The following is a 13,986-nucleotide window of genomic DNA, read 5'->3' on the forward strand; positions in this document are numbered from 1 at the left end:
TTCGGCAGCTGCGCTGCCGCAGGCTTTGATTTTGATTCGTCGCCTGCCAGCGGGGCTTACTTTTGCCTCGCCGCAAAAGTAACAAAAAGGCTCGCGGCACGACCGATTTTGGCGACCTGACAGCCTTGCAAATTCCGCAAATGAAAGAACTCGCCGGAACCTTTTCTCGAAACGACTTTCTTTTTGGGTGGCTCAAACAACTTCCATTTGCGGGAATTTCCAAGACGTCAGGTGCCCGCCAAAACGCTCAAATGCCGGACTAATCGGAAAGTGTTTATTGACATTTTTCCTCCGCTTCGCTTTGGAAAAATGTGTCTCCGAAACACCTTTTTTGTTTAGTCGCCAGAATCGTTTCCATAACGTCGTCACCGGAAACTTTTGGCTTCGAAAATTCTTGCTTCGTAACTTTTTATCTTATCGTCTGAAAAAGAAGCGATGATTGCTTTTGATCGCGATGTGACGCTTTTTACCAAATTGTTTGCCATTACAACGTTTTCGGAAACATTACAACACCACATCAAACAGCGTTTTCGCACTACTTTGACTTTGCGGAAACTCTCGTGATTGCTAGGGAGACGGCTGTAACACTACAATACTCGAAAATTGCGGATTGTATGGTTTTTATATCAGTAAATCTCGAAAACGGTATTGCTTTACGACTATTTTTATCAGGAATGGAATTGTTGTGAACGACGCCATTTCCCTGATTCCAAAAACGCCTTTATCGTTTGCGTACGCAATCTTCAGAATTTGCGTGTTTGGGTCGGACAAAATACCACTTGATTTAATGAACCTGACCAAATCGCTTTTCGCCCTTCTACTTTTTTCGCTTTCGACGAATGCATTTTCCCAACTGGGATTTTGTCCCGGAAGCAAAGGCGAACCTATTTTCTTCGAGAATTTCGGAAACGGAACGACTTACGGACCGGCCTTGCCTACCGGAACGACGACTTATCCGTTCGTGACAGGCGCGCCAAACGACGGGCAATACACGTTGTTTTACCATTCAAGCATGTACACGACATGGCATTATTCGCTTGATCACACGCCAGATGTGACGAACGGCCCGAACGGGAAAATGCTGTTAATGAACGCCAACGCCACGACGTCAGGTGATTTTTATAGAAAAGTCGTCACCGGATTGTGCATCAACACGACTTTTGAGTTCTCGGCCTGGCTGATGAACGTCTACAACCCGAATACCAACTACTGCGGAGCCGGACAAATTCCCATAAATGTGAGATTTGAGATTTGGAATGCAACCGAGACCGTGCTTTTGGGCTCGGGAAATACGGGAAACATTATGGGAACTCCCGCTCCAATCTGGCAACAATTCGCTTTGGTTTTCACTACGGCGAGCGAGACTTCGGTGGTTTTGAAAATGAAGAACAACGGTTTGGGCGGCTGCGGAAATGACCTTGCCATAGACGACATTTCGTTTAGCGCTTGCGGCGATCTGACCACGGTTTCGAGTCCATCGGTTGTGGGAAGTGCGTATTCCACTTGCAGCAATCCTGCATCTTTGCAACTCAATGCTTCGACGGCGAGCGCGATTCCGTATTTCTACCAATGGCAATCGAGTCTTGACAACACAATCTGGACAGATATTCCGGGAGCAACTAACGCGACTTACACCACGCCAAACCTGACTTCGCAGACTTTTTACCGCGTTCGGGCGGCTCAGGATGCAGCGAATTTGTCGAGTAGTTTCTGCGCCAGCGTCTCCAATGTTTTTACGATTTCGTTTTTGCCGACTCCGACTGCGGCGACGAGCGATGGCGATCAGACGATTTGTAGCGGAGACGCAATTCCCACTTTGTCGGTTACGGCAAATGCTGGCGCGAATGTGAATTGGTACAGCGCGGCTTCGGGTGGCACTTTGCTGCAATCGAACAGCGCGACTTATACGCCAACGGCCGCCGGAACTTTTTATGCCGAAACCTACGATTCGACCTCGAACTGCATCGCAAGTCCCAGAACGCCAGTTTCGCTTACGATAGTGACGTTGCCCGATGTGACGATTTCCGGAAACGCCTCGATCTGTAGCGGAAATTCGGCTACGATAAATTTCACAGGAACTCCGAACGCTGTGGTGACTTATACTGTAAACAGCGGACCGAACCAGACGATTACCTTGAATGCATCCGGAATTGCCAGCATTACTGCATCGGCTTTGACCGCAAATACGATCTACACATTAGTAAGCGTCGCAACGGCGAACTCAAGCACTTGCATCCGAACCAAAAACGACTTTGTCACAATTACCGTAAATCCCGTCGCGACAGCTTCGATTTCGAGCGTTTCGAGTGTTTGCGCGGGAGGCGCGGTTACCATAAATTTCTCGGGAACGGCCAATGCCACCGTGACTTACAACGTGAATTCGGGTGCGAACCAGACGATTGTGCTGACAAGTTCCGGAAATGCGGCAATCACGATTCCGAGTTTTACTGCCGATGCTACTTATAACCTTGTAAGCGTCAGTCTTGCAGGAAGTTGTCCGCAAACGCTTTCACAAGCTATCACGATTACAGCCGTTCCGATGCCGACTGCTTCGATAAGCGCGACTCCGGCGACAATCTGTTCCAACCAAACCAGCACAATTGCGTTTACCGGAACGCCGAATGCCGTGGTGACTTATACTTTGAATGCGGGCGCGAACCAGACGATTACGTTGAACGCTTCGGGTTCGGCCACGCTTACGACCGCCGCGAATTTGAACTCTAACCAGACTTACCAGCTTGTAAGCATTGTTTCTCCCGTTTTGAATTCTTGCGTTACGACTTTGTCCGCTTCGGCGACCGTGACCGTGAATCAGGTTGCGACCGCTTCAATTTCGTCGGTTTCTGCCGTTTGTTCGGGAAGTTCCGCAACCGTGAATTTTGTCGGAACGGCCAATGCTGTCGTGACTTATTCGGTGAATTCGGGCGCGAATCAGAATATTACCTTGAATGCATCGGGCAACGCCAGTATCTCGATTCCGAATATCACATCGGCCACGACCGTAAATCTTGTGCAAGCCACACTGAACGGCGTTTGTGCGCAAAGCCTTTCGCAATCCATTACGATCAATTCTGTTCCTATGCCGACTGCTTCGATCAACGCGAATCCTTTGACGATTTGTGCCAACCAGAACAGCACGATCAATTTTGTGGGAACGCCGAATGCCGTGATTACTTACAAAGTTGGCAGCGGCGCGAACCAAACCATTGCGCTGAATGCGTCCGGAACGGCTAGTTTTACGACTTCCGGCCTGACTTCGAATACAACTTACTCGCTTGTCAGCGTCGCCTCGCCGACTTTGACTACTTGCGTGACCAATTTGAATGGCGCCGTGACCGTTGCGGTAAATAGTTTGCCTACCGCTTCGGTTTCGGTCCTTTCTCCTGTTTGTTACGGCAGCGCGGCAACCGTGAATTTCACCGGAACTGCCAATGCAACAATCACTTACACTATAAACGCGGGTGCAAATCAAACGGTTGCGCTGAATGCTACGGGCAATGCTTCGGTTGTGGTCCCGAATGTTACGTCCGCGTTGATTTTTACGCTTACGAATGTTGTTTCGGCTGGCGCCAATCCTTGTAGCAATGCGCTTTCGCAGTCGGTTACTGTTTCGACTTATCCGATGTTGCAAGCTGCGATCAGTGCGAATCCTACGGCGATTTGTTCGGGACAAACCAGTACGGTTTCTTTTGTCGGGACACCAAATTCGGTTGTGACTTATACCGTAAATGGCGGAAGTAATCAGACTATCAACCTCAACGCATCCGGAAGTGCTTCGTTGGTTACGAGCGGTTTGTCGGCGAACGCCACTTACCAATTGGTTGACGTCGCTTTGGCCGGAACGAGCTGCAATCTCGCGGTTTCAGGTTCGGCATCGATAACCATTACTCCTACGCCGATCGCGACTTTCACCGGAAATTTGAGTTACTGCGATGGCGATTCGGTTGCGATCAATTTATCGTCTACTGTTGCGGGAACGATTTTTAGTTGGACGGCGAGCCAAAACGGGACTTCGGGCGCGAATTCGGGCACCGGAAATACGATTACAGATACGTTGACTTTGACCGGAACCTCAGTTGGGACTGCGACCTACACGGTGATTCCGGTTTACAACGGTTGTGCTGGAAGTCCCGTGAATATTGTCGTTACGGTGAATCCTTTGCCGATTCCCGCGATTGCCGATGGCGTGATTTGTACCACGAGTGCCGCTCCGCCGGCGAGCCAGTTTTATACTTTGGACACGAACTTGAGCGCCGCGACTCATACTTTCCAGTGGTTTTTTGGAAGCAATCCTATTCCGGGCGCTTTTGGAAGTACTTACAATGCGACGCAAATCGGTACCTATTCTGTAATTGCCACGAATAGCGCGGGTTGCGTTTCGAATTTGGTGAGTGCGAACGTGAGCGAAATGTCTCAGGGCGAGAGTTTGGTTTTGCAGCAATCGGCGGCTTTTAGCGACAATCCTTCGGTGACCGTTACGGTTGTTGGCGGAACGGGTCCGTTTTTGTATCAGCTTGACAACCAAAATTTCCAATCTTCAAATACATTCAATGACATTCCGGCGGGCACGCACACGATTACTGTCATCGATGAAACTTGTACGAATCTTACGACGACTTTCTCGATCATCGATTATCCGAAATATTTCACGCCGAATGGCGACGGCTACAACGACACCTGGAATATCAAAGGTTTGAGTTCGGATGTGTTCATTTATGACCGATACGGAAAACTTGTCAAACAGATCAGCACGAACGGAACAGGTTGGGACGGAACCTACAACGGAAGCCAATTGCCATCGACCGATTACTGGTTTACCATCGATTATTCGGAGCTTGGAAAAACCAAAACATTCAGAGCGCATTTCACGTTGAAACGCTGATTTGCGCCACCACATCATATTGCCGCTTTTTCGAGGTTCTCAGCGGCCTTGAAACACGTTCTGAAATCGTTATAGTTCGTAAATCAGATACAAAAACCTATACAACAACCATACAACATTGTTATCGCTTGATTCGGAAGCTTTCGTTAACCTCTTGTTTTTAGCCGTTTGTCGGTGAAATATGCGAATTCGGCATTTTTTGGCTGTATAGTTTTATTATCCTACAATTACAGATTGTTTAAATATGTTATTCTCTATTTTAGCATCCGACAAATTAATTCCTAAAAATGTGTGATATGAAGAAAATTACTTTTCTACTATTATTAACTGTGTTCGGTTTTGGGTTCGCTTATGCACAACCTACAACCGGCGCTCCTACCCCTACAAATGCAGCTGTTGATGTGATTTCGATTTATGGGGATACTTTCACGAGTGTGGCCACGAATTACGATCCGAATTGGGGACAAACAGGTTTTGGCCAAGTGAATCCGGCATTCGCTGTAACTGGCGGAACCGTACTTGCCTATCCAAACTTCAACTATCAAGGAACTTTATTGACGACGCAAAATGCATCCGGAATGGAGTATTTGCACATAGACGTTTGGACTTCCACTGCAACGAATCTTAGAGTTTCTCCAATCAACAACGGCACAGGCGCATCTGAAGTCTTGGTAGAAGTGCCCTTGGTACAAGGCGGCTGGAGCAGCGTCAACCTTCCGAAAAGCGCTTTCACGGGAATGACCTGGGATGCGGTTTTCCAAATCAAGTTCGACGGAGCCGCTGGTGTAACGCCATCTACGATCTACCTCGACAACGTCTATTTCTGGAAAACGGCGACTCCTACGGGTTCTGACGCTTCATTGGCCGATTTGAAAATCGACGGCACGACAATTCCGGGATTTGTTTCTTCGGTGAACACTTACACTTACGAACTTGTCGTCGGTACGACTGCAGTTCCGCAAATCACTTCGGCGACGACTACAGATGCTGGCGCGACAGTTACGACTACGACCCAAGCTTCCGGCATTCCGGGATCGGCTACGGTTTTGGCGACTTCTCAAAACGGAAGCGTGACGAAGACTTACACGGTGAATTTCGTAGCGACTTTCCCTAACCAATCGCCTACGAATGTAACGCCGAATACAGAAGTTCTGAACATTTACAGCGACACTCCGGGTTACACGAACAATTGGGTTCCTGAATATGACTTCGGATCTTTCTCTTCGAAACCAGACTTGGATCCGACAGCTGGCGTGAACGAAGCGATCAAGATGAATTTCGCCGTTGCCGGATATGGCCAAGGCAGACAGACCGTAACCGATATTTCTGCTTACCAGTGGGTGCACTTCGATTATTTCGCCGACCAGAATTCGAACGAGATCAGATTCATCCTTATCGGAAACAACAACGGTGCGGTAAACGAATATGTTTACGAATTGACAACGGCCGGAAGCAACGGAACGCTTGTGAAAGGTTCTTGGCAAAGTGTGAGCCTTCCGCTTTCCTTCTTTACCGGAATCGGGTTCAACAAGGCCAATTTCTTCCAGTATAAACTGGGAACGACTTCAAACCTCGTGTCTCAAATCGTTTATTTCGACAACATTTATTTCTCTGTGAATCAACCTGTTCTTAAGACTGGCGATTTTGCAAAGGCGACTTTCTTGGTTTATCCGAACCCGACCAACAACCAGTGGAACGTTACGTCAACGCAGACTATCACTGCTGTAAGTGTGTTCGACGTTACCGGAAAACAGATCAAAGCCGTAAAGGCGAATGACCTTAGTGTCGCTATCGATGCATCGGATTTGTCTAACGGAATTTACTTCGCGAACGTGTTGACCGAAAACGGCAGCAAAACCGTGAAACTCGTCAAGAACTAATATTTAATTTCTAAACCCGACTGTCCTTTTTTTTAGGCCGTCGGGTTTCTTTTTCCTTTTCCTCGAAAACGATTTAGTTTTTAGGAGAACACCACCTTCTTTGCCGCTTTTGCCCCTTGGCAGCATTGGAAATCAGTTACGAAAATACCAAATCACGACGGGAAACCTACGCCCGCAGATTTAACTGAACAAACCAATTTTAACCCTTATGAAAACAATCAAGAACCTAATGTTCCTGCTGCTACTCGTGGCCGCAAACATTACCGGATTTGCCCAGAACACGCAATGCGCGGGCACATCCACAGAGCTTGCCCAAGGCGGCGGACTGCCGGAATACCGGTATTTGTTCACGACTTCTGGCACAGACGTCATCGTGGAGTTCGAGGTCTTGAGTCCGCTTACCGGACTTGTGGCTTATGCTCACACGGAAAATCCGAATTTTGTAGAGACGCAAATGCAGCAAGTTGGCGGCTCTCAAGTATTCCGACGCACCTTCACCGGACAGGCGAACGGCGCGACTTTCAAAGTATCGGCTAAATTCGCATGGGCAGCCGGCGGATTCGCGATCACGAAACAATTCACATACACGGTAGGAAACGCGTGCAGCGGCGGACTTCCAGCACCGACTTTGGGTACTTTTACGGTTCCTGCAAAACAACTTGGAGATGCACCTTTCGCGTTGACCGCTCCAACTTCAAACAGCGCCGGCGCTTTCACTTACACGAGCAGCAATACTGCCGTGGCAACGATCAGCGGAAACATGGTAACTGTCGTAGGCGGCGGAACTTCGACTATCACGGCTACACAAGCCGCGACTTCAAGCTATTCTTCGGCAACTGCGAACGCTTCTTTGGTCGTGACTGTTGCCGCGACGACTCCAACGGCCGGACCTGCGACTCCGCCTGCGAGAAATCCTTGGGATGTTTTGTCACAATACGGATCGGCTTATACCAATCAGGCTGGCGTCGGATTCTTTGATTTCGGCGGAAGCACGATCGTGGGCGATGTGACTTTGGCAGACAATTCCATCGTAAAAAAATACACGAACCACAGTTATTCCGGAATTTCCACGAATGGCGCGCAAAACCTGAATGTTTCGGCAATGACGCATTTGCACATCGATGTTTGGTCGCCTGATTTCGCTTCTTTCAAGATCAAATTGGAAGCCGCAAACGGAAGCGCCGTAGAATTGGAAGTTCCGGGCAACAAAGCTCAGGGAACTTGGAACTCTTACAACATTCCGCTTAGCAACTACGCGGGCGTTGATTTGGCGAATCTGAAATATATTGTTCCGGTGACTTTCAATCCGAACAACACGACTTTGTATATTACGAACGTCTATTTCTACAGACCTGCAACTTCAAATCCTCCAACTTTGGGAACTTTTAGCGTTCCCGCGAAAAACCTTGGAGACGCCGCTTTTGCGTTGACGCCACCAACTTCCAACAGCACGGGAGCGTTCACTTACACAAGCAGCAACACGAACGTGGCGACGATTTCGGGAAATATGGTGACGATCACCGGAGCCGGAAATTCGACAATCACTGCGACACAAGCAGCTGCCGGAGGTTTTGGTTCGGGAACGGCCAGTGCGACTTTTGTCGTGAATGTTCCGCCGCCGCCTGCCGCTCCTACGCAACCTGCGAGAAACGCCAATGACGTGATCTCTATTTTTGCGGGCGCTTACGCAGATATCGCCGGAACCGATTTCAACCCGAATTGGGGACAAGCCGGAAATCATCCAGCCAACATGACCACGCCTTCTTACGGTGGCGACGCTGTGAAACAGTATCAGAATTCGGCTGCTTACCAAGGCACGAGAATCGGTCAGGACATCAATGTGAGTGTCATCAACAAACTTCACGTTGACATTTATTCTCCGTCTATGACCTCGATGCAATTGTTCCTGATCAAGACCACCGGCGGTACTTTCGAGACATCGGTTACGATTCCGCTTACGCCAGGACAATGGACAAGCGTGAACCTTGACGTGAATGGGACAACTTTCCCAGGGTTGGATCTTACGCAAATCAGGGAAATCAAATACGCAGAATTCAAGATCGGAAACGCGGTCGTGACCAACCAGATTTTCGCCATTGACAACTTCTACTTCTACAAAGACACAGCCACGCCTCCAACTTTGGGCACTTTCACGGTTGCCGCACACGTTTTGGGCGACGCGCCTTTCGCTTTGACAGCGCCAACGTCCAACAGCGCCGGAGCTTTCACTTACACAAGCAGCAATACTTCGGTGGCGACAATTTCGGGCAACACGGTTACGATCGTGGGCGCCGGAACTTCTACCATCACGGCGACTCAGGCAGCAAACGGAATTTATTCTTCCGCAAGCGCTACGGCAACTTTGACGGTGACTGTTCCGCCGTTGACTACGCCCGCTCCAACGCCTCCGGCCAGAAACGAATGGGACGTGATTTCTTTGTACAGCAACGCTTATGCGACTTCATCTGCTCCGGTTTGGCAAAATCAGGCATCGACCACAGACGAGCAATTGCAAGGAAACGACACTAAGAAAATGAGCAATTTCCTTATCGAGATCGTGACTTTCGCTCCGACGAATTTGACGAACATGACGATGTTGCACCTCGATGTTTATTCGGAAGATTGTACAGGAATGAACATTTGGTTGCTAAACAACGGCGACAGAAATGCCCAGTTCACGCTGCTTCCTAACCAATGGAACAGCATCAACATTCCGATGTCGACTTACCTCAACGCCGGATTGAACCTGAACGGCGTGAGCCTTTTGAAGTTGGAAAGCTTGAACGGTGGCGGGAAAACGGTTTTTGTGGACAACATCTATTTCTATCGTCCGGCGACTGCTTTGCCTCCAACTTTGGCTGATTTCACTATTCCGGCGAAGAATTTCGGTGATCCGGATTTCACTTTGACAGCTCCAACCTCAAACAGCAACGGCGCTTTCACTTACACAAGCAGCAACACGAACGTCGCGACGATTTCAGGAAACACGGTTCATATCGTAGCGCCTGGAACTTCAACGATCACGGCTACGCAAGCGGCTTCGGGAAGTTATGGAACGGCTAGCATCACGGCTACTTTAAACGTGGCTTATCCGGCTCCGACCGCATCTCCAATTCCTGCCGCAAGGACGGCTGACAGAGTCGTTTCTATGTACACGGGAACGCCTTCAGTATATGCGAACGCCATTACGGCCGTGCGTTCGGCTTGGACTGGCGCGACCACAATGACAGAAATCGCGAACGGAACCAACACAGCTTTGCGTTTGGACAACTTCGGATTCCTTGGTTTGGTCGATCAGAACGAAACATTTTTCAGTGTTGAAGGAATGAGTCATTTGAACGTGGACGTTTACCTCAATGCGCCACTTGGCGGAAGTTTGGCTTCGTCCCACATGTTCATCTATTTGTTGTCGAACGGCGATCATCAGTTTGACGCTACGAATCTGCATGCAGGTTGGAATACGATCCGCATTCCTTTGACGAATTTCCCTGGAGCGAATTTGGGCAGCATTTACGGCCTGAAGTTCGAGCAAAACGCGACTTCTCCTACGCAAATCTATCTTGACAACATCTATTTCAGCAACGATTGTTATACGTATTACGCTGACGCGGATGCTGACGGATTCGGTAATCCTGAAGTCTCAACGACGCTTTGCGAACCAACGCCGGGCTACGTTTTGGACAACACAGATTGTAACGATGCTTTGGCCGCCGTTCACCCTGGCGCTGCCGAAGTTCCATACAACGGAATCGACGACGATTGCGACGGAACAATCGACGAAGGAAGCCAGATCTACTCTCAGGTTTTGGCCAACCAATGCGGAACGACTCTGGCCTCGATCAACTCGCTTGTTGGCGCGGTGAGCTTCAGTGCTCCGGTCAACGGATATCGCTTTGAGGTTACGAATGTCGCCACAAACGCTGTTCAGACCATCGACAGAAACGTACCGAACTTTGCCCTTACGATGTTGCCGGTTTACGACTACGCCTCGACTTATTCGGTTCGCGTGATGCTTCGCCGCAACGGTTCCTGGTTGAATTACTACGGAACGGCTTGTCTGGTTTCGACTCCGGCCGTACTTGCCCAAGGCGGCGCGGTTGCGGTTTCTCCATCACAATGCGGAATCGTGCTTCCGGCAATCAGTACTTTGATCGCTACTACAAGTATGCCGAATGTGACGCAATATCGCTTCCGGGTAACGAACCTTACCGAAGGCGGAGATTACGTACAACAAGTTCTGGAGCGTCCGATCAACTGGTTCGCCCTTACGATGTTGACGCGTTTCAACTACGGAACACAATACCAGGTAGAAGTTGCCATCAAGACTTCAAACGGAGCTTGGTCAGGTTACGGAGCGCCTTGCAACGTGAGTTCGCCGGCAATTCCAATGCTGACAAACTGCGGCGGAACAGTCGCTACCAGCGGAACTTATGTTTCCACGACAAGTTTGAACCGCGCGACGGCTTACCGTTTCGAGATCACCAACATGTCGACTTTCGCGCAATCGAATCTGGATCGCACACAAAACTGGTTTACGTTCGCCCAGGTGCCGAATTTCACGCCTGGCGCAACTTACGCGGTTCGCGTTTCGGTACAAACTGCCGGATATTGGTCGCCATTCAGTGAAAACTGCATGATCACAGGTCCGGGCGCATCGAGAACGATCGAAAAAGGCGAAGAATCGACAAACCCTATCGCAGATTTCCGCGCCGTGGTTTATCCGAACCCTTACAATGAAAGTTTTGCATTCGATATGACGACTTCATCAGAAGAAAAAGTCCAGATCAAGGTTTATGACATGATTGGAAAATTGGTTGAAAACCGTGAGTTCGCAGTCGACGCAATCGAGAACGAGCAGTTCGGGGAACGCTATCCTTCGGGAGTTTACAACATCATTTTGGCACAAGGCACATCGGTGAAAACGATGCGTGTCATCAAGAGATAAATTTTGGGTTATCACTAAAAAACACCTCTCTTAATCGAGGGGTGTTTTTACTTTTCTCTAAAAATCAAGACAATGACGACCTCAAAAAAAATAATGACGACAATGGGTTTGCTTTTCTCGCTCGCGGGATTCGCCCAAGTTGGCGTCGGAACGACGGCACCGGCGGCAACGCTTGATGTCACTGCCACAAATTTGACGGGAACGACCGTCGACGGACTTCTGGTTCCGAGAGTTTCCAGATCGCGCGCCCAGACCATGACGGGAACGCCAACATCAACGGTTTTGTACGTGAACGACATTTCGACGGGAACGGCAACCGGAACAACAATAAACGTAACAGCTGTCGGATTCTACTTTTTCAACGGAACGGTTTGGGAAAGATTGGGAGCGGCAAGCACGACAGGTTGGGCAATCACGGGAAATTCGGGATTGTCAGGCACGACGAATTTTGTCGGGACGACCGATAACGTCGATTTGGCTTTTCGCCGAAACAACGCCGCCGCCGGAAAAATCGGGGCGACAAGCACAGGTTTCGGTGTAAACGCTCTAACCAACGGCGTCGCCACAAACAATGCAGCCTTTGGAACAAACGCTTTGGCCTTGAGTACGGGCACAGACAACGTGGCTTTCGGAAACCAGGTTTTGTCGGCCAACACGACCGGAATCCAAAATACCGCTGTCGGAAATTCTGCCTTGGCCGTGAATACGGGAAGCGCTTCGACTGCCGTCGGATTTCAGGCTTTGAACCTCAACACGAGCGGAAGCAACGGAACTGCCGTAGGTTTTCAGGCTTTGGCGAGAAATACGACCTCGAGCAACAACACTGCCGTCGGATTCCAATCGCTTACAAATTCAAACGGAACGGCGAATACGTCGGTCGGATTCCAATCTGGACAGACTTTGACTTCCGGAAGCCGCAACACATCTGTCGGAAACCAAGCTTTGCAACTCAACGGAACCGGAAACGAGAATGTCGCCATCGGTAATTATGCGTTGGGACGAAATACGGGTTCTGGAAATACCGCGATCGGCAACGAAGCGGAATTCGGAACTGGCGGAAGTTTCAGCAATACGACCGCGATTGGTTGGCACGCTTTATTCTTCAACTCAGGTTCGGGAAACACTGCTGTCGGCTTTAACGCGCTTCAGGGAAATCTTACGGCGACGGGAAATACCGCTGTCGGAGCTTCGGCTATGAACAATACGACTGGAGCCAACAACACCGCGTTCGGAAACAGCGCAGGATTTGAACTTGCAGGCGGAATCAACAACACGTATGTTGGTTTTGAAGCCGGACGTTTCAACGTTGGCGCTGCGAGCAACAACGTTTTCATGGGTTTTCAGGCCGGACTTTACTCACAAGGTTCGGGCAACGTCGTCATCGGATCGAATACTTTGAAAGGCAATTTCGCGACCTCGAACAACGTCATTATCGGAAACGGTGCGATGACAAACACGCAAGGCAGCGGAAACGTGGCCATAGGAAGTAACGCGGGCGCGGCCGAAACAGGCTCGAACAAACTCTATATCGACAACTCGAATGCGGGTGCGAGCGCGGCTTTGGTTTACGGCGAATTCGACAACGACATTTTGCGCGTGAACGGCACTTTACAAGTGAACAATCCGGCGAATGCGAACGGTTATGCGCTTCCAAACGTGAGAGGAACTGCCGGACAAATCTTGCAGACGAACGGCGCTGGCGCGACGAGTTGGGTCACGAATCCGGCGACTTCGCTTTCTTTGGTGCGCGCGAATTTATCGGCTAACCAAAACCTCACGAACACGGGTTGGCAAAAAGTCAATTTCAACACCGAGGCGTTCGATACGGCAAACGAATTCGATACGGCCACGGGAAGATTTACGGCGACAAAAGCTGGTTTTTACAGGATTGAAGCTACTTACCATACGTTTCCGCTTACAAACAACAACCTGTTTTCGATCGCTGTTAGCGTGAACGGAACGTATTACCAAATGAATTCGACCGACCACCAAGCTTACGGAAACGTGGAGCGTTCGGTAAGTTGCATCGTGCAATTGGCCGTGGGCGGATACGTGGAAATCTTTGCCGAAAACTACGTCACCGGAGCAGCACTCGACAGTTACACTGGAAAAACGAGGTTCGAGATTCAACAAATCCGATAAGGAAAACGATAAACACCAAGCCATTTTTACCTTCAAACCTTCTGTTTTTCAAAGACCGAAGGTTTGTTTTTATCGGCCAATTCACAACAATCGAAAAACCGACGGCGATTCCCGTGCGAATAATTGTACGAAATCGA

The 13,986-nt window shown here is 49.4% G+C and carries 4 protein-coding genes; all 4 read left to right on the top strand.

Going from position 1 to position 13,986, the window contains the following annotated elements; genetic code table 11:
* Positions 1 to 787: 787 nt before the first annotated feature.
* Positions 788 to 4,882 (top strand): T9SS type B sorting domain-containing protein, encoded by a 4,095-nt coding sequence (locus EOO49_RS18100; RefSeq protein ID WP_290848292.1) that lies wholly within the window; start codon positions 788 to 790, stop codon positions 4,880 to 4,882.
* Between the two features lie 296 nt (positions 4,883 to 5,178).
* The gene (locus tag EOO49_RS18105; protein ID WP_290848294.1) at positions 5,179 to 6,762 is read left to right on the top strand and encodes a T9SS type A sorting domain-containing protein; all 1,584 of its coding nucleotides are present in this window, start codon (positions 5,179 to 5,181) and stop codon (positions 6,760 to 6,762) included.
* A 208-nt stretch (positions 6,763 to 6,970) separates the two neighbouring features.
* Positions 6,971 to 11,707 carry a MopE-related protein gene (locus EOO49_RS18110; RefSeq protein ID WP_290848296.1) on the top strand — a complete coding sequence of 1,579 codons (4,737 nt, stop codon included), beginning with the start codon at positions 6,971 to 6,973 and terminating at the stop codon, positions 11,705 to 11,707.
* Between the two features lie 72 nt (positions 11,708 to 11,779).
* Positions 11,780 to 13,849, top strand: coding sequence for a hypothetical protein (locus EOO49_RS18115; RefSeq protein WP_290848298.1), 2,070 nt, complete (start codon positions 11,780 to 11,782; stop codon positions 13,847 to 13,849).
* Positions 13,850 to 13,986 lie beyond the last annotated feature (137 nt).

It is taken from the genome of Flavobacterium sp., from assembly GCF_004295795.1.
Taxonomy (GTDB): domain Bacteria; phylum Bacteroidota; class Bacteroidia; order Flavobacteriales; family Flavobacteriaceae; genus Flavobacterium.

Bases quoted from the DNA above. Each gene is read 5' to 3' on its own strand.
- EOO49_RS18100 (WP_290848292.1), top strand. From the start codon at position 788: ATGAACCTGACCAAATCGCTTTTCGCCCTTCTACTTTTTTCGCTTTCG.
- EOO49_RS18105 (WP_290848294.1), top strand. From the start codon at position 5,179: ATGAAGAAAATTACTTTTCTACTATTATTAACTGTGTTCGGTTTTGGG.
- EOO49_RS18110 (WP_290848296.1), top strand. From the start codon at position 6,971: ATGAAAACAATCAAGAACCTAATGTTCCTGCTGCTACTCGTGGCCGCA.
- EOO49_RS18115 (WP_290848298.1), top strand. From the start codon at position 11,780: ATGACGACCTCAAAAAAAATAATGACGACAATGGGTTTGCTTTTCTCG.